At 71.4% G+C, this 20877-nt stretch carries 20 protein-coding genes; 13 read left to right on the forward strand and 7 right to left on the reverse strand.

The genetic code is table 11. The annotated features are described in order from the left end of the window. The first annotated feature begins 202 nt into the window (after positions 1 to 202). Complete coding sequence (locus ABT324_RS28280; protein WP_351183630.1) at positions 203 to 1048, forward strand: YceI family protein; 846 nt, start codon at positions 203 to 205, stop codon at positions 1046 to 1048. A 144-nt stretch (positions 1049 to 1192) separates the two neighbouring features. Here ABT324_RS28280 and ABT324_RS28285 read toward each other — a convergent pair whose 3' ends face one another. Continuing rightward, complete coding sequence (locus ABT324_RS28285; RefSeq protein ID WP_351183632.1) at positions 1193 to 2761, reverse strand: alanine/glycine:cation symporter family protein; 1569 nt, start codon at positions 2759 to 2761, stop codon at positions 1193 to 1195. Between the two features lie 198 nt (positions 2762 to 2959). On the opposite strand from ABT324_RS28285, the gene clpB reads away from it, so the two are divergent. Then, on the forward strand, positions 2960 to 5548 hold the full coding sequence (clpB, locus tag ABT324_RS28290) for an ATP-dependent chaperone ClpB (RefSeq protein WP_351183634.1): 2589 nt from the start codon (positions 2960 to 2962) through the stop codon (positions 5546 to 5548). Between the two features lie 31 nt (positions 5549 to 5579). On the opposite strand, the gene ABT324_RS28295 is transcribed toward clpB, so the two are convergent. Both ABT324_RS28295 and ABT324_RS28300 read right to left on the reverse strand, forming a co-directional pair. Then, positions 5580 to 6557: a zinc-binding dehydrogenase gene (locus ABT324_RS28295; protein WP_351183636.1), complete on the reverse strand. Its 978-nt coding sequence runs from the start codon at positions 6555 to 6557 to the stop codon at positions 5580 to 5582. Positions 6558 to 6630: 73 nt separating this feature from the next. Next, positions 6631 to 7854, reverse strand: a complete 1224-nt coding sequence (locus ABT324_RS28300) for an MFS transporter (protein WP_351183638.1) — start codon at positions 7852 to 7854, stop codon at positions 6631 to 6633. A 150-nt stretch (positions 7855 to 8004) separates the two neighbouring features. Here ABT324_RS28300 and ABT324_RS28305 point away from each other — a divergent pair, with 150 nt between their 5' ends. From ABT324_RS28305 to ABT324_RS28350, 10 genes are all read left to right on the forward strand, one after another. Further along, the gene (locus ABT324_RS28305) at positions 8005 to 8676 is read left to right on the forward strand and encodes a TetR/AcrR family transcriptional regulator (RefSeq protein WP_351183640.1); all 672 of its coding nucleotides are present in this window, start codon (positions 8005 to 8007) and stop codon (positions 8674 to 8676) included. Between the two features lie 147 nt (positions 8677 to 8823). Then, positions 8824 to 9216 carry a GntR family transcriptional regulator gene (locus ABT324_RS28310; RefSeq protein WP_351183642.1) on the forward strand — a complete coding sequence of 131 codons (393 nt, stop codon included), beginning with the start codon at positions 8824 to 8826 and terminating at the stop codon, positions 9214 to 9216. Beyond that, complete coding sequence (locus tag ABT324_RS28315) at positions 9213 to 10085, forward strand: ABC transporter ATP-binding protein (protein ID WP_351183644.1); 873 nt, start codon at positions 9213 to 9215, stop codon at positions 10083 to 10085. The genes ABT324_RS28310 and ABT324_RS28315 overlap by 4 nt, the downstream gene beginning before the upstream one ends. Then, positions 10082 to 10882, forward strand: coding sequence for an ABC-2 membrane transporter-related protein (locus tag ABT324_RS28320; protein ID WP_351183646.1), 801 nt, complete (start codon positions 10082 to 10084; stop codon positions 10880 to 10882). Before ABT324_RS28315 ends, ABT324_RS28320 begins: the two co-directional genes overlap by 4 nt. A gap of 95 nt (positions 10883 to 10977) precedes the next feature. After that, on the forward strand, positions 10978 to 11784 hold the full coding sequence (locus ABT324_RS28325) for an ABC-2 membrane transporter-related protein (protein WP_351183648.1): 807 nt from the start codon (positions 10978 to 10980) through the stop codon (positions 11782 to 11784). 154 nt (positions 11785 to 11938) lie between these two features. Beyond that, positions 11939 to 12712, forward strand: coding sequence for a S1 family peptidase (locus ABT324_RS28330; protein WP_351183650.1), 774 nt, complete (start codon positions 11939 to 11941; stop codon positions 12710 to 12712). 133 nt (positions 12713 to 12845) lie between these two features. Further along, on the forward strand, positions 12846 to 13538 hold the full coding sequence (locus ABT324_RS28335) for a TtfA family protein (protein WP_502949812.1): 693 nt from the start codon (positions 12846 to 12848) through the stop codon (positions 13536 to 13538). A 29-nt stretch (positions 13539 to 13567) separates the two neighbouring features. Continuing rightward, positions 13568 to 14341 carry an SDR family NAD(P)-dependent oxidoreductase gene (locus tag ABT324_RS28340; RefSeq protein ID WP_351183652.1) on the forward strand — a complete coding sequence of 258 codons (774 nt, stop codon included), beginning with the start codon at positions 13568 to 13570 and terminating at the stop codon, positions 14339 to 14341. 54 nt (positions 14342 to 14395) lie between these two features. Continuing rightward, complete coding sequence (pyrE, locus tag ABT324_RS28345) at positions 14396 to 14944, forward strand: orotate phosphoribosyltransferase (RefSeq protein ID WP_351183654.1); 549 nt, start codon at positions 14396 to 14398, stop codon at positions 14942 to 14944. A gap of 16 nt (positions 14945 to 14960) precedes the next feature. After that, positions 14961 to 15641, forward strand: a complete 681-nt coding sequence (locus ABT324_RS28350; protein ID WP_351183656.1) for a TrmH family RNA methyltransferase — start codon at positions 14961 to 14963, stop codon at positions 15639 to 15641. Between the two features lie 182 nt (positions 15642 to 15823). Here ABT324_RS28350 and ABT324_RS28355 read toward each other — a convergent pair whose 3' ends face one another. The 4 genes from ABT324_RS28355 to ABT324_RS28370 all read right to left on the reverse strand — a co-directional run bounded on the left by ABT324_RS28355 (position 15824) and on the right by ABT324_RS28370 (position 20405). After that, the gene (locus tag ABT324_RS28355; protein WP_351183658.1) at positions 15824 to 16513 is read right to left on the reverse strand and encodes a DedA family protein; all 690 of its coding nucleotides are present in this window, start codon (positions 16511 to 16513) and stop codon (positions 15824 to 15826) included. Positions 16514 to 17680: 1167 nt separating this feature from the next. Beyond that, complete coding sequence (gene nagA, locus ABT324_RS28360; RefSeq protein ID WP_351183660.1) at positions 17681 to 18829, reverse strand: N-acetylglucosamine-6-phosphate deacetylase; 1149 nt, start codon at positions 18827 to 18829, stop codon at positions 17681 to 17683. Beyond that, positions 18826 to 19746, reverse strand: coding sequence for an ROK family protein (locus ABT324_RS28365; protein WP_351183662.1), 921 nt, complete (start codon positions 19744 to 19746; stop codon positions 18826 to 18828). Before ABT324_RS28365 ends, nagA begins: the two co-directional genes overlap by 4 nt. Positions 19747 to 19832: 86 nt before the next feature. After that, complete coding sequence (locus ABT324_RS28370) at positions 19833 to 20405, reverse strand: SigE family RNA polymerase sigma factor (RefSeq protein ID WP_351183664.1); 573 nt, start codon at positions 20403 to 20405, stop codon at positions 19833 to 19835. Between the two features lie 89 nt (positions 20406 to 20494). On the opposite strand from ABT324_RS28370, the gene ABT324_RS28375 reads away from it, so the two are divergent. Next, complete coding sequence (locus ABT324_RS28375; RefSeq protein WP_351183666.1) at positions 20495 to 20776, forward strand: YciI family protein; 282 nt, start codon at positions 20495 to 20497, stop codon at positions 20774 to 20776. Positions 20777 to 20877: the final 101 nt, after the last annotated feature.

A 20877-nucleotide genomic window follows, 5' to 3' on the forward strand; every position in this document is an offset into this window, starting at 1 on the left:
GCGCTCCGTGGCGGCCGCGCCCGCTCCGCCCCCCCACCCCCCGCCCCCGCCCCCCCCCCCCCCCCGCCGGGGGCGGGGGGGGGGGGGGCCCCCCCCCCCCACCACCACTTCCGCAGCTTGACCACTCGCGGGGTTCCCCGCCTGGGCGCCCACCGCCGCACGGCGAGGTGGGACGCCCGCAGCACTCGAGGAGATGTTGTTGATGGACCTCGGCCAACAGCAGGTCGACACGACCGGCGTCGGGACCGGCGCGGTCACCGCGACGGTCCGCGGCGGTGACGGCTGGCCGGTCCCGGAGGCGGTGCTGACCGTCATCGACGGCACCGGCACCCAGGTCGCCCGCGTGCAGGGCGACGCGCAGGGTTCGGTGGTCGCCGCCGGGCTGAAGGCCGGTGCCTACACCGCGATCGTGACGGCGGTGGGCCACGAACCGGTCGCGCGCACCACGCTGGTGCACGACGGGACCGCCGCCACGCTCGGCGAGGTCGAGCTGCGCCGCGCGGGCGGGGCGGACCTGCCCGCGCCGGGGCTGTGGCGGATCGACCCGGTGCACTCGTCGATCCAGGTGACCGCCCGGCACCTGGGGATCAGCAGCATCCGCGGGCGGTTCAACGAGTTCGCCGGTGAGATCCGCATCGGCAACCCGATCGAGTCGTCCACCGTGGAGGCGACGATCGTCGCGGCGAGCATCGACACGGCCAACGGGATGCGCGACGACCACCTGCGCAACCCGGACTTCCTGGACGTCGAGCAGCACCCGCGGATCGCCTTCCGCTCCACCGGCCTGCGCCCGCGCGGCGGGGACCGCTGGGACCTGGACGGCGAGCTCACGCTGTGCGGCCTGACCCGCCCGGTGCGGCTGGACACCCGCTTCGCCGGGGTCGGCCCGGACCCGTGGGGCGGCACCCGCGCCTCGGCGACGGCGACGACCCAGCTGCGCCGCGAGGACTTCGCGATGAACTTCAACCAGGCGCTGCAGACCGGCATCGCGGCCATCGGCACCACGCTGAAGGTCGAGATCGACATCCAGGCCGTCCGCGAGGACTGACCCGCCCCTGCCGGGGACGGCGCGCGACTTCCCCGGCAGCCGAACGGACCTCCGGCACGTGCGACAGGCCGGAGGTCCGTTGGGTGTGGACCTCCGGCGTGCCGGTCGGACGACACGCCGGAGGCCGCGGGTTCGAGCCGCTCGTCAGACCTTCTCGGCCTTCTCGGCCTTGCGGACCTCACCGCTCCGGAGTTTCTCGCGGTAGGAAGCCAGCTCCTTCTTCACCACCGGGATCATGATGTACAGGCCGATGATGTTGAACAGGGCCAGCGCGAACAGCACCGCGTCGGCGAAGTCGAGCACGCTGCCCAGCGTCAGCACCGAACCCACTACGGTGAACGCGCAGAACAGCACGTTGTAGGCGCGCTCCTTGGCCTTGCCCTTGCCGAACAGGAACAGCCAGGCCCGCTGACCGTAGTAGCCCCAGGTGATGATGGTGGAGATCGCGAACAGCGCCACCGCCACGGTCAGCACGTACGGGAACCACGGCAGCACGGTGGCGAAGGACTCCGAGGTGACCGTGACGCCGTCCGGGGTGTCCCCGCCGTTGAGCACGGTCTGCTGCGCGTCGGTCCAGAACTGGGTCTTGGCGATGACGATGGTCAGCGCCGTCATGGTGCACACGATGACGGTGTCGATGAACGGTTCCAGCAGCGCGACCAGGCCTTCGGTGGCCGGGTGCTTGGTCTTCACCGCCGAGTGCGCGATGGGCGCCGAGCCGAGCCCGGCCTCGTTGGAGAACGCGGCGCGCTGGAAGCCGACGATCAGCACGCCGATCAGCCCGCCGAACCCGGCCTCCGGGGTGAACGCTCCGGAGAGGATGTCACCGACCGCGCTGGGCACCAAGGCGTAGTTGACGCCGATGACGGTGAGGCAGGCCAGCACGTAGATCACGGCCATCGCGGGCACCAGGCGGCTGGTGACCGCGCCGATGGACTTGATGCCGCCGATGATCACCGCGCCGATCAGCACCGCCAGCAGGATGCCGAAGATCAGCGCCGCGCCGTCCGAGCCGAGCAGCCCGGTCTCGCCGCCGGTGACGTTGCGCAGCTGCGCGAAGGTCTGGTTGGCCTGGAACATGTTGCCGCCGGCGATGGCGAAGAACAGGATCATGACCGCGGCGAGCACGGCCAGCACCTTGCCCAGGCCCGCGCCGAAGGCGTTCGGGATGCGCTCGGCGATGCCCTTGCGCAGGTAGTGCATCGGGCCGCCGGAGACGGTGCCGTCGGCGTCGATCTCCCGGTACTTCACGCCGAGGGTGCACTCGACGAACTTGGTGGCCATGCCGAGCAGGCCGCAGAGGATCATCCAGAAGGTCGCGCCCGCACCGCCGACGGTCACCGCCACGCCGACGCCGGCGATGTTGCCGAGGCCGACGGTGCCGGACAGCGCCGAGGCGAGCGCCTGGAAGTGGTTGATCTCGCCGGGCTCGGACTTGTCGGTGTACTTGCCGCGGACCAGGTCGATGGCCAGCTTGAAGGACCGGATCTGGATGAACCCGAAGGCGGTGGTGAACACCGCCGCGGCGATCACCAGCCAGGCCACGATCCACGGGAAGGTCACGCCGAAGACGGTGACCTCGCCGAAGACTATGTTGGAGAAGCCGTCCGAGATCGGGGTGAAGACCGTGTTGATCGCGTCCTCGATGCCGGAGAGCGCGCCGCCCTCTTCGGCAGCCAGCACGAGCTGGTCACCCGCTGTCGTGGTGGTCATGACGGTTTAGCTAAATCGGGTGAAATGTCAACATCAATACCTCGGTGTGACATTTGCCTGAAACTGAGACCAGTTCGTGTCCTGCATCACAGCCTCACCTTGAGCGGAACTCGCTCAACTTTCCTCGCGTTGACCGTGTGGATGAGGCTGGTACAGGGCACGATGTCCTGGTAGGAGCCATCGGTGACGAGGTGAGGAATGGACGCGTTCAACCCGACGACCAAGACCCAGCAGGCGATCTCCTCGGCGGTGCAGGCCGCGACCGTGGCCGGCAACCCGGACGTCAGCCCCGCGCACCTGCTCGGCGCGCTGCTCGCCCAGGGCGACGGGCTGACCGCACCCCTGCTGACCGCGGTCGGCGCCGAACCCGCGGCGGTGCACCAGGAGCTGGAGCAGCTGATCGGCAGCCTGCCCGCGGCCAGCGGCAGCACGGTGTCCGCGCCGCAGCTGTCCCGCGACGCCGTCCGGGCGCTCACCCACGCCCAGCGGCTGGCCACCGAGATGGGCGACGAGTACGTCTCCACCGAGCACCTGCTGGTCGGGCTCGCCGCTGAGGGCGGCCGGGTCGCCGACCTGCTCAAGAAGCACGGCGCCACGCCCGAGGCGCTGACCGACGCCTTCGGCAGGGTGCGCGGCTCGGCCCGCGTGACCAGCCCGGATCCCGAGGGCACCTACAAGGCCCTGGAGAAGTACGGCCAGGACCTCACCGACCGCGCCCGCAAGGGCGACCTGGACCCGGTGATCGGCCGCGACGCCGAGATCCGCCGCGTGGTGCAGGTGCTGTCCCGCCGCACCAAGAACAACCCGGTCCTCATCGGCGAGCCCGGCGTCGGCAAGACGGCGATCGTGGAGGGCCTGGCCCAGCGCATCGTCGCCGGGGACGTGCCCGAGTCGCTGCGCGGCAAGCGCGTGGTGGCGCTGGACCTGGGTTCGATGGTGGCCGGGGCGAAGTACCGCGGCGAGTTCGAGGAGCGGCTCAAGGCGGTGCTCAAGGAGATCACCGACTCGGCCGGGCAGGTCATCACCTTCATCGACGAGCTGCACACCATCGTCGGCGCCGGGGCCAGCGGCGAGGGCGCGATGGACGCCGGGAACATGATCAAGCCGATGCTGGCCCGCGGCGAGCTGCGCATGGTCGGCGCGACCACGCTCGACGAGTACCGCCAGCACATCGAGACCGATGCCGCGCTGGAGCGCCGGTTCCAGCAGGTGCTGGTCGGCGAGCCGAGCCCGGAGGACACGGTGGCGATCCTGCGCGGGCTCAAGGAGCGCTACGAGGTGCACCACGGCGTGCGGATCACCGACGGCGCCCTGGTCGCCGCGGCCACCCTGTCCGACCGCTACATCACCGCGCGCTTCCTGCCGGACAAGGCGATCGACCTGGTCGACGAGGCGGCGTCCCGGCTGCGCATGGAGATCGACTCCCGCCCGGTGGAGATCGACGAGGTCGAGCGCGCCGTGCGGCGGCTGGAGATCGAGGAGATGGCGCTGTCCAAGGAGGACGACCCGGCCTCCCTGGAGCGGTTGGCCGCGCTGCGCGCCGAGCTCGCCGACCGCCGCGAGAAGCTGTCCGAGCTGACCGCGCGCTGGCAGCAGGAGAAGGAGTCCATCGACAAGGTCCGCGACCTGAAGACGCAGCTGGAGCAGCTGCGCGGCGAGTCCGACCGCGCCGAGCGGGACGGCGACCTGGGCAAGGCCGCCGAGCTGCGCTACGGCCGGATCCCGCAGCTGGAGAAGGAGCTGGAGGCGGCCACCGCCGCGCAGTCCGAGCGCAAGGCCATGCTGCAGGAGGAGGTCACCGCCGACGACGTCGCGGACGTGGTGAGCGCCTGGACCGGCATCCCCGCCGGGCGGCTGTTGGAGGGCGAGACGGCGAAGCTGCTGCGCATGGAGGACGCCCTCGGCGCCCGCGTGGTGGGGCAGGCCGAAGCGGTGCGCGCGGTGTCCGACGCGGTGCGCCGCACCCGGGCCGGTGTCGCCGACCCGGACCGGCCCACCGGCTCGTTCCTGTTCCTCGGCCCGACCGGCGTCGGCAAGACCGAGCTGGCCAAGGCGCTGGCCGGGTTCCTGTTCGACGACGAGCGGGCGATGATCCGCATCGACATGTCGGAGTACTCCGAGAAGCACTCGGTGGCCCGGCTGGTCGGCGCACCGCCCGGGTACGTGGGCTACGACCAGGGCGGGCAGCTGACCGAGTCGGTGCGCCGCCGCCCCTACTCGGTGGTGCTGTTCGACGAGGTGGAGAAGGCGCACCAGGACGTCTTCGACGTGCTGCTGCAGGTGCTCGACGACGGTCGGCTCACCGACGGCCAGGGCCGCACGGTGGACTTCCGCAACACGATCCTGGTGCTGACCTCGAACCTGGGCTCGCAGGCCATCGCCGACCCGAACCTGTCCGAGCAGGAGCGCGACGACGCGGTGCTCTCGGTGGTGCGCAAGCACTTCAAGCCGGAGTTCCTGAACCGGTTGGACGACGTGGTGGTGTTCCACTCGCTGTCCACCGAGGAGCTGACGTCCATCGTGGACATCCAGGTGGACCACCTGGCGCGGCGCCTGGCGCAGCGGCGGCTCACCCTCGACGTGCAACCGGCGGCGCGGGACTGGTTGGCGCTCAACGGTTTCGACCCGGTCTACGGCGCGCGCCCGCTGCGCCGCCTGGTCCAGTCGGCGATCGGCGACCAGCTGGCCCGCAAGCTGCTGGCCGGGGAGATCCGCGAGGGCGACAAGATCCGCGTCGACACCTCCGACGACAACGACTCCCTCGTGGTCACGGCGTCCGAGAGCTGAGGTCGTGGTGAGGGCGCCGCTCGGGGTGCCCTCACCGCTGGATGAGGATCAGCGTCTTGCCGACCGTGGTGCGGTTCTCGACCGCTGCGTGCGCCTCAGCGGCGCGTTCCAGCGGGAAGGTCTGCCCGATCAGCGGTCGGATGGTGCCCGCTGCCGCCTTGGCCATCATCTGCTCCGCCCACCGGCGCTGGTGGGTGCCGAAGTCGAAGAGCTGCTCGATGCCGAGCACCTCGACGCCCTGCTGGCGCGCTTGCTCCGCGGAGATCTCGGTGACCGAGCCGCTGGACGCGCCGTGCACGGAGAAGCGCCCGCCGCGGGCCGTCACGCTGAACGCGGCGCGCCCGATCTCGCCGCCCACGCCGTCGAACACGACGTCGGGCCCCTTGCCGCCGGTCGCGTCGAGGACCTGGTCGGTCCAGTCCGGCGCGGAGTAGTCGACCACCGCATCGGCGCCCAGCTCCCGGAGCACGTCGAGCTTCCGGGCCCCGCGCGCGGCCCCGACGACCCGCGCCCCCGCCTCCCGGGCGAGTTGCACCAACAAGCTGCCCACACCACCGGCCGCGGCTTCGACCAGCACGTCCTCGCCCGGGCCGATCGCGGCCGCCTCGACCAGCCCCAGCGCGGTGCTGCCGTCGCTGAACAGCGCGGCGGCACCGGGCAGGTCCAGGCCGTCCGGCACCGGGAACAGCCCGGCGACCTCGACGAGTGCCTCCTCGGCGAAGCCCCCGCTGTCCCCGGTCTCGGCCAGGACGCGCCGCCCGAGCCATGCCGGGCCCACGCCCTCGCCGACCGCGCGGACCTGCCCGGCGACCAGGCCGCCCGGCACGTAGGGCAGCCGCGGCCGCTCGTGCCACTCGTCGACGCCGCGCCGGATCTGGGTCTCGATGAACGTCGTGCTCGCCACCGCCACATCCACCACCACCTGTCCCGGACCGGCCACCGGGTCCGGTGCCGAGCCGGGCACCAGCACCTCGGGGCCGCCGAAGCGGACCACCTCGACCACTCGCATGTCGTTCGCTCCCTCCGCCCGCTGGCGCGGGCTGGCCAAGCCTGTGACTTCGAGTTCGGTCGAAGTCAAGCGATCAGCGGTGCAGGTAGGTGGAGGTCACGGCGAGCGTGGCGAACAGCGCTGCTGCCGAGGCGAAGACGACCGTCGCCGTGGTGAGGCCGAAGGAGGTGCTCACCACGCCCAGAACCACGCTGGGGACCCCCGCCGACAGGTAGGCCACCACGTAGATCAGCGCCGAGGTGCCCGCGCGGTGCTCGGGCGAGGCAAGGCCGGTCAGCATGCGCATGCCGCCCATGAACACCACGCCCCAGCCGGAGCCTAGGACCGCGGCCGCGGCGAAGAACAGCAGCGGCTGGTGCTCGATGGTCGAGGTCGCCACCCCGGCCAGCCCGAGGACCATCACCGGCCCGCCGATCCGCACCGCGCGGCGGGCTTCCACACTGGACAGCACCAGCTGCGACAGTCCGCCGAACCCGGCCAGCACCGCGACCGTCGCGCCGCCGATCAGGTAGGGGTTGCCGTGCACCATGTCCTTGGCCACCGACGGGCCGAGGGACATGAACATCCCGCCGACGATCCACGACGCCAGCAGCGTGGTGGCCATGAGCGCGAACGCGAGGCCCTTGCCCGCCGGGACGGTCGGCCGCTGCGGGCGCAGCACCTCGCGCAGCTTGTGGCGGTGGGCGACCGGTTCGGGCATGGCCAGCACCCCGGGGACCGCCACCGCGAGGCCGAGCACGAGCAGCAGGTAGCTGGTCAGCGTCGGGCCGGGCACGTACTGCACGAGCGCTCCGGCCAGCAGGGAGCCCAGCGCCATGCCGAACGCCGCGGCGACCCCGTTGACCAGCGATCCGCGGTTGGTGCCGGGGCGCTGGAAGTCCAGCAGCGAGCCGCTGATCGCGCTGGTCGCCACGCCGGTGGCGAAGCCCTGCAGCGCGCGGCCCGCGTACAACCAGCCCACGGCGGGCGCGAAGGCGAGCAGGAGCATCGAGACGATCTCCAGCACCACCGCTACCAGGAGCACCGGTCGGCGCCCGATGTGGTCGGACAGCGAGCCGAACAGCAGCAGCGCGGCCAGGATGGCGACCGCGTAGACGGCGAACACCTCGGTGAGCACGGTGGTGGTGAAGCCCCACCGCTGCTGGTAGATCGAGTACATCGGGGACGGCGCGGTGGACGCCATCAGGAACAGGGCGTAGAGCGCGCCGACGAACCAGAACGCGGCGGGCCGGGACAGCCCGCCGCTGCGGAACACGCGCCCCGCGCTGCGGGGCCGGAGGAGTTCCGTGGTGGTCATTGTTGCTTCCATCCTCGCGAAGGCCGGAACGGATTATTCCGTTCCGCAGGAACACGAGGGCGGAACGGATCATTCCGGTCCGCGGGTATCCTGTGGCCCAAGACACCCCCTAATGTCGAGTCCTGCTCCACCGCAACTCAGGGGATCGTGATGCAACCCAGCCACAAGAAGCCGCGAAACGTGCCGGACGCGACCACCGCTGGGCATCGCGGGGAGGAGGACGGCGACCTGGTCATCCGGGCCGCCCGCGACGTGTTCGCCGAGCAGGGCTTCGCCGCCCCGATGGCCGAGGTCGCCAAGCGCGCGGGCGTCGGCGTGGCCAGCGTGTACCGCCGCTACCCGAGCAAGCACGAGCTGGTCGAGCAGGTGCGCATCACCGGCTTCCGGTTGATGCTCGCCGAGGTCGAGCAGGCGCGCGCCGAGGAGTCCGACCCGTGGGCGGCCCTGGTCCGGTTCATGCGGCGGTGCCTGCGGGAGAGCTCCGGGATCGGCACGCTGATGCCGCAGATGGACCCGCAGCACGTCTACTCCGAGGAGTTCCGCGACCTGCAGCGGCGGGTCGCGAAGGGGCTCGAGGAGCTGGTCGGCGCTGCCCAGCAGGCCGGTGAGCTGCGCTCGGACGTCGACTGGCCGGACATCTTGCTGCTGCTCAAGCACCTCAACCCGCGGCTGCCCACCACCGAGCGGCGCCGCGCCGAACTGCGCTCCCGCTACCTCCCGCTGGTGCTGGCGGGCCTGCGCCCCGGTGGTCCGGAGCTGCCGGGCTCGGCCCCGGACCGCGCGGAGTGGCAGTCCCTCTGCGACAACCTGGCCACGCCCTAGTGCTGCCCTAGGTCGACCCCAGTCCCGCGCCCCGCCGCCCGGTGGGGCGTTTTTGCTGTTCAGGGGACCTTTTTGCCGGTCCTGCTCGACAGAGATCATCGTATGGTTACCCTATGGTCATAGGTTAATGGAGATGGGAGCGAGTGCTTGATCGAGTTCCGGGTCGACACGGGATCGGGCGTGCCGCCGTACCGGCAGCTCGTGCACCAGGTCGAGCACGCCCTCAGGCTCGGGCAGCTGCAGGTCGGGGACCGGCTGCCCACCGTCAAGGAAGTCGCGAGAAACCTGGTCATCAACCCGAACACGGTGCTGAAGGCCTATCGCGAGCTGGAGCACAAAGGACTGGTGAAGGGCCGTCCGGGACAGGGCACGTTCATCGAACGCGGCCTGATCGGGCTGCCCGCGGAGAAGCAGGCCGAGCTGCGCGCCGGCCTGGAGTCGTGGTTGACCGAAGCGCACCGCGCGGGCATGGACGCCGACGGGATCGCGGCGCTCGTCGCGACGGTGCTGGCCGAATCTCGCTTGGAGGAGCGGACTTGAACGAGATCGCGATACGCACCAGCGGGCTGGGCAAGCGCTACCGGCAGAAGTGGGCGCTGCGCGGCTGCGACATCGAGGTCCCGGCGGGACGGGTGGTCGGCCTGGTCGGCCCGAACGGCGCGGGCAAGTCGACGCTGATGAACCTCGCGGTCGGCCTGCTGGCGCCGACCGAGGGGACGCTGGAGGTGCTGGGCCGCCAGGTGCGGGCGGACACCGTGCAGCACCGGGTCGCCTACATCGACCAGGAGCACACGCTCTACCGGAACTTCACGGTGCGCGAGATGGTCAAGGTCGGCCAGAAGCTCAACGCGCACTGGGTCGACCAGATCGCGCTCGACCGCCTCGCCGAGCTGAACATCCCGCTGGACAGCCGGGTCGGCTCCCTCTCCGGCGGCCAGCGCGCGCAGGTCGCGCTCGCGGTGGCGCTGGCGAAGGAACCCGAGCTGCTGATCCTCGACGAGCCGGTGGCCAGCCTCGACCCGCTGGCCCGGCGCGAGCTGATGGGCGTCCTGATGGAGGCGAAGGCGGAGACCGGCTGCACGGTGGTGCTGTCCTCGCACGTGGTCTCCGAGCTGGAACGGCTCTGCGACTACCTGGTCGTGCTCGACCGCGGCCGGACCCGGCTCCTCGGCGACATCGACGAACTGCTGGACGAGCACCGGCTGCTGGTCGGGCCGAGCGGGCTCCAGGCACCCGAGGGGGTCGTGCACCAGCACGTCGACGAGGGCCGGTGGTCGCTGCTGGTGCGCGGGACCGAGCCGGTCGACCCCGGCTGGACGGTGCAGCGGGTCAACCTCGAAGAGCTGGTCATGCGGTACTTGAGCCTGGCCACCTCGCAGCGGGCCGGAGCCGCGGAGGTGGCGGCGTGACCTGGGTGGCATGGCGGCAGCACCGCCTCGGGGTGGCGGTCTTCACGGTCGCGTTCCTCGCCGTGGCGGGGGTCTACCTCTTCGCCGACGCGCTGGGGACGACCGCGCACGCGGTCTTCGGCACCCCGGACGGGTTCACCGGGACGTTCTGGCTCGCCGAACGACTCGACGTGGTCCGGTTGCTGTCGCTGCTGGTCGGCGTCTTCGTGGGTGCACCGCTGGTGGCCCGGGAGGTGGAGCAACGCACCTACCGCTACGCCTGGACCCAGGGCGTGTCGCGGAGGCGCTGGCTGAGCACCAAGGTCCTGCTGCTCGGCGCGGTCGTCCTGCTGCTGAGCACCGCCTACACCGCGGTGCACATGTGGTGGTTCGCGCCGGTGGCGGGGCAGCAGGGCTGGTTCACGATCTACAACCAGGCGGGCGTGGTCTTCCCGGCGTACTGCCTGTTCAGCTTCGTGCTCGGGGTCGCCGCCGGGGCGGTCGTCAGGCAGACCGTGGTCGCGATGGTGATCACCCTGGTCGGCGGGGTGGTGGCGATGTTCGGGATGTCGTTGCTGCGCCTCCGCTTCGCGGAACCGGTGACCCTGTTCGGCCCGGCTGACTCCACCGCGATCGACGACGTCGCGCGGCTCGGCGACGTCCTGGGCTCTGGCGGCAGCCCCACCGCCACCTTCGTCACCTTCCACCCGGCCGAGCGCTTCTGGCCGTTCCAGTTCACCGAGGCCTCGATCGTCCTCGGGATGACCCTGGCGGCGCTGGCGGTGGCCTTCTGGCGGCTGCGCCGCAAGACGAGCTGAACCCCGTTCCGGGGGCACTTCCACGAATCCTTCGCAGGGCGCGGGAACCGCGCCCCGGTGGGTGCTGCCCGGAGCAACACGACAAGGAGTTGCGCATGTCCTGGCTGGCTTGGCGGCAGCACCGCCTGGCACTGGCCGGTTTCGCCGTCCTCTTCCTCGGCGTGATCGTCCTCTACTGGCTCGCCGACCCGCTCGGCGCCGACGCCCCCACCGTCTACAACTCGGCGCAGGGTTTCTCGCGCCTGGTCAAGTTCGGCGAGGACGTCATGTCCTTCTTCCAGCCGATCCCGGTGCTGGTGGGCGTGTTCACCGGTGCTCCGCTGGTGTCCCGCGAGCTTGAGCACGGGACGCACCGGTTCGCGTGGACCCAGGGTTGCTCGCGGGGGCACTGGTTGCTCAGCAAGGTGGTCCTCGTCGGCGGTGCCGTCGTGGTGCTCAGCGCGCTGGCCGCCGCCGTGCACGCCGCCTGGTTCGCGCCGGAGGCCGCTGCGCGGGGTTGGTTCGCCCTGTTCAACCAGACGGTCCTGGTGTTCCCGGTGACCTGCCTGTTCACCTTCGGCTTGGGCGTGGCGCTCGGCGCGCTGATCAAGCGGACCGTGCCAGCGATGGCGGCCACGGTGGTCGCGGCCTGGGCGGTGCTCCTGGTGGTCGCCCGGCTGCTGCGGCCGAACTACCAGGAACCGGTGACCGCCACCCAACCGTTCGCCAGCCGCGACGCCCCGCCGGGGCTGGCCACCGGCTACTACGTCGACGGCGAGGTGAACGGCGACCTGGCGACGTACACCTACCACCCGGCCGACCGGTTCTGGACCTTCCAGTTCATCGAGACCGGCCTCTACCTGGCGCTGACCGCTGCCCTCCTGGCGCTGGTCTTCTGGTGGCTGCGCCGCAGGACCAGCTGAAGCACCTCGGGTCACCGGAGTGGCATTCCCGAGCCCGGCTGGACCACGGTCCTCCGGTCCCGCGCAGCCACGGGCTCCGCCGCTGCTGGCGGTGTCCTGCACCAGCACCACCTGATCGTTGTCGCGCCGCGAGGCGCTCTGAGAGAGGAATGACATGCGATTACGAAAGTTCTTACCCGTGCTGCTCGGCGCGGTGCTGGTCGGCTCGGTCAGCGACGGCACCGCGCAGGCGGTCGTGGGCGGTGGCCCAGCCGACGAGCCCTACCCGTTCATGGCGTCGCTGCAGGTCCCCGAGGAACCCCGGTTCCACTGCGGGGCGACGCTGATCGACCAGGAGTGGCTGCTGACCGCAGCGCACTGCGTCGACTCCTTCGAAGCCGACCAGCTGAGCGCCCGCATCGGCAGCCCGGACCGCACCACTGGGGGTGAGCAGCGCGGGATCGCCGAGAAGGTCCCGCACCCGGACCACCGCCAGGACTTCCTGGCGCAGTACGACTTCGCGCTGCTGAAGCTGGACCGGCCCGTCGACCTGCCCACCGTGGCGATCGCGGAGTCCGCGCAGCCGCCCGGCAAGGACGTCCGGGTCATCGGCTGGGGCCGCGAGTGCAGCTACCTCGACTGCGGCCCGACACTGGCCTTCCCGCGGGTGCTGAAGCAGTTCGACTCGGAGGTGGGCGCCGACTCGGAGTGCCACAACACCGACGGCACCGTGGACATCTGCGTGCGCGGGCTCGGCGACGCGTCGATGTGCAACGGCGACTCCGGCGGACCGGCGCTGGTCCGCGAACCGGGCGGGCGCTGGGAGCAGGTCGGCATCGCCAGCAGGTTCGGCGCCCCCGACCCGGGGGCCGGCTGCGCTGCCGAACCCGACATCTTCGCCGACCCGGTGGCCGTCCGGGACTGGATCGCGCAGGAGATCGGGGCCTGAGATCTGCGCAACGCCCGGCCCACCTGGGGGTGGCCGGGCATTTCCGCAGGTCAGCTTCGGCCGAAGGGGTGGATCGGCGGTGGATCTCCAGGTGATCTTCGTCTTCGGCGGTGATCGGACTACCCTGCGCAGTGTGGGCATACCTGCGTGGCTCTGGTTCGTCGTCGCCGTCCTCGCCATCGGCGCGGGCGTCGCGCTGCTGGTCGCTGACCGGTCGCAGCGCGTCTCGAACAACCGGGAACGGCGGCGCTGGGCCGCGCTGCGCGGTTGGCAGTTCGCCGAGGCCGACCAAGTCCTGCCGACCCGCTGGGAGCGCGGCGCGCTCGCCCAGTACGGCAGCCCGACGGCCACCGACGTGGTCGCCGGCTCGACCTTCACCGCCGACGGTCGGCGCCAGGTCTACGTGATGGACCTCGCCGTCAACGGCCGCGCGGCGACCGTGCTGGTCGGCATCCGCTGCCGCCGGGCGGCCCCGGCCACCATCGAGCTGTGGCTGCCCGACGTGCCGGTGCCCCAGGACTCCGAGCTGGACCTGCTCGGCCCGGTCGGCGCCCGCTACGCGTTCGTCACCGAGGTGGCCGCCGCCCGGCCGCTGGTGACCCCGGACCTGGTGGACGCCACCGAGGAGATCGGCTCGGACGTCACCGTGGTGTGGCTGGAGGACGACTGGGTGCTGGCCGCCCTGGAGCCCGGCCAGGCCGACCCGGCCCGGCTGGAGCGCCTGCTCCGCGACCTCGGTGACCTGGCCGACCTGGTCGACCCCTTCGACACCGACCCGAACGAGGCGGAGACCGCCGCCGAGGTCGAGCACTCCGAGTCCCGCTGACCACCGGGCCGCCCGGTAAGTTCGGGCCCATGCCTACCGCACTCGTCACCGGAGCCACCGCGGGGATCGGACGCGCCTTCGCCCGCCGACTCGCCGCGGAAGGCCACGACATGGTCCTGGTCGCCCGCGACGCCACCCGGCTCGCCGAACTCGCCGACCGGTTGCGGGCCCGGCACGGGGTGCGCGTCGAAGTGATCTCCGCGGACCTCGCCGACGTCGAGCAGCGCGCGCAGGTCGAGCAGCGCCTCGCCGACGTCGACCAGCCAGTGGACCTGCTGGTCAACAACGCCGGGTTCGGCACCGCCGGTGCCTTCTGGGACACCCCCACCGCCGAGCTGCGCGAGCAGCTCGACCTCAACGCGGGCGCGGTGCTCGCGCTGACCCGCGCCGTGGTGCCGGGCATGCGGGAGCGCGGGCGCGGCGACGTGGTCAACGTGTCCAGCGTGGCCGGGTTCTTCCCGGTGGCCGGGTCGACCTACGGCGCGACCAAGGCCTACGTGACCGCCTTCTCGCAGGGCCTGTCCGTCTCGCTGACCGGCAGCGGGGTGCGGGTCATGGCGCTGTGCCCCGGCTTCACCCAGACCGAGTTCCACCAGCGGGCCGGGCTGGAGATGGGGCGGCTGCCCAGGGCGTTCTGGCTGCAGGCCGACCAGGTGGTGCACGAGGCGCTGGCCGACCTGCGCCGGGGCAGGGCCGTGTCGATCCCGGGCGCGCAGTACAAGGCGCTGGTCACCCTCGGCCGCCTGGTGCCGCAGAAGTTGCAGCGGGCGATCGTCGCCCGCACCGTCCCCGACCGCACCTGAGGCGGCGAGGGCCACCATCGGCGCCCGCCCCACCGGGACGTATGCTGAAAACTCGTGGTCACAGTGGATGAACAGCAGCGCTCCGAGCTCGCCCGCCTGGTCGGGGAAATCGCCGTCGTGCACGGCAAGGTCACGCTGGCCTCGGGCAAGGAGGCGGACTACTACGTCGACCTCCGCCGCGCCACGCTGCACCACCAGGCGGCACCGTTGATCGGTCGGTTGCTGCGCCAGCTCACCGCCGACTGGGACTACGCCGCCGTCGGTGGCCTCACGCTCGGCGCCGACCCGGTCGCGACCGCCATGATGCACGCTGGAGGCGCCCCGCTGGACGTCTTCGTGGTGCGCAAGAACACCAAGTCGCACGGCATGCAGCGGCTGATCGAGGGGCCGGACGTGACGGGTCGCCGAGTGCTCGCCGTCGAGGACACCTCCACCACCGGCGGCAGCGTGCTGACCGCAGTCGAGGCCCTGCGCGAGGCCAACGCCGAGATCGTCGGCGTGGCCACCGTCGTCGACCGGGACACCGGGGCGCGGGAGAAGATCGAGGCGGCCGGGCTGCCGTACCGCTCCCTCCTGGGCCTGGCCGACCTCGGCCTGGCGTGACCCCGGAGGACCTGCGATGACGTCCGAACTCGACCGCGGCGGTGGCGGTGCGGACGTCGACCTGGGGCCGACGGAGTGGGGCACCACGGTCGGCGTCGGCCCGTGGGAGGGCCCCTGGCCGACCGACGAGCGCTACGACCCCGAGCTGCTGGAGCACGGCGACCGCCGCAACGTGGTCGACCACTACCGCTACTGGCGGCGCGAGGCGATCGTCGCCGACCTGGACCTGCGGCGGCACGACTTCCACGTGGCGATCGAGAACTTCCAACACGACCACAACATCGGCACCGTGGTGCGCACCGCCAACGCCTTCGCGGCGAGGGCCGTGCACATCGTGGGCCGGCGGCGTTGGAACCGGCGCGGCGCGATGGTCACCGACCGCTACCAGCACATCCACCACCACCCCGAGCTCGACTCGCTGCGCGACTACGCGGCCGAGCACGACCTCGCGGTGGTGGCGGTGGACAACACGGCCGGGGCGGTGCCAATCGAGCGCACCGCGCTGCCACGCCGCTGCGTGCTGCTCTTCGGCCAGGAGGGGCCAGGCCTGCGCGAGGACTCGCGGCGCGAAGCCGACCTGGTGATCTCCATCGCGCAGTACGGCTCGACGCGGTCGATCAACGCGGGCGTGGCGGCAGGCATCGCGATGCACACCTGGATCCAGCAACACGCCGACCCGGACGCCGCCTGGCGGTGAATGCCGGGTCCGGACCAGCCGTCAGATCGACCTGCTGCCTACGGGAGGCCGGGCCTTGCCGCAGGGCCCCACCTACGGCCGCTGGCCGTCGCCCGAGACCACCGCCGCTCGGTGCGGGGAGGGCTGGAAAAGCAGTTCGCGCGGACCCGGTGGGACCGGATCCGCGCGAACGTGGCGACTGATCAGCTCGCGGCCTTGCGGGCCTTCTCGCGGCGGCCCTTCAGGTACTCGATGACGATCGGGATGACCGAGACCAGCACGATGAGGATGGCCATCGCTTCGAGGTTGTTCCGGATCCACGGGATGTTGCCGAGGAAGAAGCCCAGCAGCGTCATGCTCACGATCCAGGCGACGCCGCCGATCGCGGAGAAGCTGAAGAACTTTTTCTGGTCCATCTGCGCGATGCCCGCGACCGCGGTGATGAAGGTGCGCACGATCGGCACGAACCGGGCCAGGATGATCGCCCGCGCGCCGTAGCGCTCGAAGAAGTCGTGGGTCTTGTCCACGTGCTCGCGCTTGAACAGCTTCGAGTCCGGCTTGTTGAACATCGCCGGTCCGACCTTGCGACCGATCCAGTACCCGGTCACGTTGCCCACGAACGCGCACGCGCTCAGCAGGATCAGCACCAGCCAGATCGGGGTCTCGATCGCCCCGGCCGCCACGAACAGGCCGGTCACGAACAGCAGGGAGTCACCCGGCAGGAAGAAGCCGATGAGCAGGCCGCATTCGGCGAAGATGATCAGGCACACGCCGATCAGGGCGAACGGGCCGAGGGACTGGACGATGTTCTCGGGGTCGAGCCAGTCCGGCAGCAGGGCCAGCGCGGAGGTGTTCGCGGCGGCGTTGACAATCGCGGGCAGTTCGGTCGTCACGGTCGCCAACGGTACCGCGACCCCGCGAACCCCGGACCTCGGGCGAGCGACCCGCTGCGCACGCACCACAACCACCTGATCACCTGCCGCATCGCGGCGCGGCTCGGCGCGGTGGCGGCGTGGGCCGCCAGCACGACTCGCGGACCTGCTCAGAGCGGGTCGCCAGGCCAGGTCACTCGTCCTCGCGCCCGGTCAAGTCCCAAGGAGCCCCGTCAGTCCCGTCGAGCCTCGTCAGTCGCGGAGAGCCTCGTCAGTCCCGGGGAGCTGCCCAGGCTGTCGAGGCTCGTCGCAGCGGGGCACCGAGGACCGCCAGGTCCGCTGCCCTGCTCACCAGGTCGGGACGACGAGTGTCATGACCCCAGCCAGTGCCCCGGTCGCCAACCCCAGGACCAGCGCGAAGACCAGCACTCCTGACACGGGCAGCCCCTGGCGAGCAGGCGGCGGCGCAGGAGGCGGAGGTGTCGGTGCCATGCCTGGACTGCCCCCAGCCTGCGCACGCAGCGCCGAGGACAGCAGGTGCTCAGGATCAGGCGACGTCACACCCCGAGCTTAACCACCAACCCCAACGACCCCACCCCTTCACCCATCCCCCACATCCCTCTGCCGCACTCATCCCTCTTCTCCACTCATCGGCCTCCCGCCTCCGCCCACGACCCTCCACACGCACCAGAACACAACTCCAATTGGAAACCGGAAACCTGATTTCCCTTGGAAACCGCACCCCTCCGCCGCACGCCCGAGGCACAACCACACCCAGTCGGCACCCTCGCCCGACCGACCCGGCTGCACGAAATCTACAGTTTCAGTTGAAACTGTAACCAGGGGTGACGGGGTGGGTTACAGTTTCAGTTGAAACTGTAGCTGGGGGTGACGGGACCGCAGTTTCAATTGAAACTGCGAGTGTGAGTGGGGAACAGGCGCAGTTTCAATTGAAACTGCGATCGGTCCCACGCGTCCGGCGGCACGTTGCTTGCCCATCGTTACAGTTTCAGTTGAAACTGTAACGGGAGGTGAACCGCCTGACGGGTTCCGGTGGGGTCAGCTCACTGAACGTGGGATCTCGCCTTGGTTGGGTGAGTCTTTCGGGGGTCCTGTCGGTGTGTTGGGGTGGTGACGTGCCGGTGGGGCGCAGTTTCCATGGGAGCTGCGCCCCACTCGGGTGCCGGGTCAGGTGGGGTCGACCGTCCAGGTGCCGTCCTTGAGGACTCCGGTGAGGTGGAGGTCGTCGTCCAGGACGACCAGGTCGGCCGCCAGGCCGGGGCGGATGGCGCCGATGCGGTCGTCGAGGCCAAGCAGCTCCGCGGGCTTGGTCGAGGCCGCCGCCACCGCCGCGGGCACGCTCTGACCGCCGGACTCGACCAGGTTCCGGAACGCCACGTCCATGGTCAGCGTGCTGCCCGCCAGCGAACCGTCCGCCAGCCGGGCCTCGCCGTCGGTCACGGTCACCGGGAGCTTGCCCAGCTCGTAGGTGCCGTCCCCGGCGTCGGTGGCGCTGATCGCGTCGGTGACCAGCACCGTCCGCCCGGTGCCCGCGTGCGAGGCGGCCAGCTGCACGATCGCCGGGTGCAGGTGCACCAGGTCGCAGATGAGCTCGACGGTGACCCGCTCGTCCTCCAGCAGCACGCCGATGGGCCCCGGCTCCCGGTGGTGCAGCGGGCGCATCGCGTTGAACAGGTGGGTGGCCACCGTCGCCCCGGCCTCCACCGCGGGCACCACCTGCGACAGCACCGCGTCGGTGTGCCCGACCGCGGCGATCACACCGTTGTCGACCAGCTGGCGGACCGCCTCGACCCCGTTCGGCAGCTCCGGCGCCAGGGTGACCATCTTGACCGCGCCGCGCCCCGCGTCCAGCACCTGCTGCACGGCGGAGGTCTCCGGGGCCCGCAGGATCGCCGGGTCGTGGGCGCCGCACCGGGCCGCGGACAGGAACGGACCCTCCAGGTGGATGCCCGCCAGCTCGCCGTCCACGACCAGGTCGCTGAGCGCGCTGATCTGCTTGGTCAGGTCGGGCAGCGGGGCCGTCACCAGGCTGGCCATGACCGTCGTGGTGCCGTGCCTGCGGTGCGCGGCGATCGCGGCGCGCGCCTGGTCGACCTCGATGCTGGTGAACGAGCCGCCGCCACCGCCGTGGCAGTGGATGTCCACGAAGCCGGGCACCAGCCACTGCCCGCGCAGGTCCACCACCTGGCCCGCGGGTGCCGGACCGGTGCCGACCTCGGCGATCTTTGCGCCGGAGGTGCGGACCCAACCCCGGTCCAGCACTCCGTCCGGGGTGACGACCTGCCCACCGGCGAGGATCAGTTCGGGATCGTTCACTTCGCTCTCAATCCTTCCGTCGCCAGCAGTGCTGCCCCGAGGCAGCCCGCGGTGTCGCCGAGTTCGGCCAGTTCCAGGTGGGGGCGGCGGTGGTACGCCGCCAGCATGCCGTTGAGCCGGTCGCGCAGCGGCTCGGTGAGCAGGTCGCCGGCCTGCGCGAAGCCGCCGCCGAGCACGATGCACTCGGGTGCGGCGACCGCCACCAGCACCAGCAGGCCCTTGGCCAGCGCGTCGACCGCCTCCCCCCACACAGCTTGCGCGTCCGGGTCGCCCGCGCGCACGGCCGACGCCACTTCGGCGCTGGTCCGGGCCACGCCGGTGCGCGCCTGGTAGCGGCGGGCCACGGCCGCCGAGGACGCCAGGGCCTCGACGCAACCGGTGCGCCCGCAACCGCAGGGCTCGCCGTGCCCGATGTCGACGTGCCCGATCTCGCCCGCGAAGCCGCCGCCGGAGTGCACCCGCCCGTCGAACAGCAGCGCCGCGGCGATGCCGGTGCCGATCGGCAGCACCACCACGTCGCGCATGCCGCGCGCCGCGCCCAGCCGGGCTTCGGCGAGGCCGCCCGCGCGGACGTCGTGGCCCAGGCTGACCGGCAGGTCGATGCGCTCGGCGAGCAGGTCGCGCAGCGGGGCGTCGCGCCAGCCGAGGTTCGCCGAGTACACGCCGATGCCGCGGTCCTCGTCTACCGCGCCCGGCACCACCACGCCAACCGCGTCGACGGGGGTGTCCACGCGCAGCTCGGCCACCAGCTCGGCCACGGCGGCCACCACGCACTCCGCGGTCGCTGCGCCGTTCGCACCACGCGGGGTCGGGCGTCTCAGCCAGCGAAGTGGTTCCGCGCTGTGCTCGCCGACGGCGACCAGCGCGGCCTTCATCTCGGTTCCGCCGATGTCGACGGCGATGGCGTTTGCGGTCACGCCGACGATCCTCCGCTACCGGACACCTATTGGTCTACACCAAACTGGTGTGTTGTTCGCGGAAGGTTTTCGCGGACTTCCCGCGCTCACCCGCCCATCAGCTTCTGCAGCGCGTCGAGCGCCCGGCTCGCGGTGGACTTCACGGTGCCCCGCGACACCCCGGTGGCCTCGGCGATCTCCGCCTCCGACAGGTTGCCGTAGTAGCGCAGCACCAGGACCTCGCGCTGCCGCCGCGGCAGCTTGCCCAGCGCCGCCACCACCGCCTGGTGCTCGGCGGTCAGCATCGCCAATGACTCCGCCGACCGGGCGTCGGCCTGGTGCGGCGGCTGGTACTCGCGGGCCGTCTTGCGGCGGCGCAGCACCGAGCGGCTGCCGTTGACCACCGCGGTCCGCAGGTAGCCGATCGCCGCCCTGGCGTCGCGCAGCCCCGACCAGTTGCGGTAGAGCCCGGTGAACGCCTCCTGCACCACGTCCTCGGCCGTCGCCGGGTCGTCGACCAGCAGGATCGCCAACCGGACCATCCGCATCCGCTGCTGTCGGTAGAGGTCCTCGAGGGTCAGCGGCGGCGCTGAGGCGTCGATCGCCGCGCTGTCCAGGGTTCGCAGGTGGCCGAGGGTCTGCTCGACGCTCCGTTCGACTCCGCGTGAATCACCGGCCATGATCGAACAAGTTACCGGTTGCGCCCTGGTCGGTGTGGCGCGGCCGGGTAGCGTGCGCATCGATCGTGATCCGAGGACGGAGGTTCGGCATGGCCAGGTTCGCAGTCGAGTTGGTCTACGGCGAGGACCAGGAGCGTCGGCTGGAGGTCCGCCCGGCGCACCGCGAGTACTGCCGGGACCTGGCCGCTCGCGGGGTGGTGCTGGCCGGCGGCCCGTTCACCGACGGCGAGGGCGCGCAGCTGGTCTACGAGGTGGCCGACCGCGACGAGCTGCAGCGGGTCCTCGACGCCGACCCCTACACCGAGGCCGGGGTGATCGCGCGGACCACCGTCCGGGAGTGGGACGTGGTCGTCGGCTCGTGGTTGCAGTGACCTTCCAAGATCATCAACTCGACCTCGCTGCGGGGCGAAAGCCCAGCGTGTGAGGATGTACACAGGATTCGTCGCGTTCTGAATCCTGTCACCGGCTTTCC

Origin of the sequence: Saccharopolyspora sp. NPDC000359 (assembly GCF_040300525.1) — a bacterium.
Classification (GTDB): Bacteria; Actinomycetota; Actinomycetes; order Mycobacteriales; family Pseudonocardiaceae; genus Saccharopolyspora.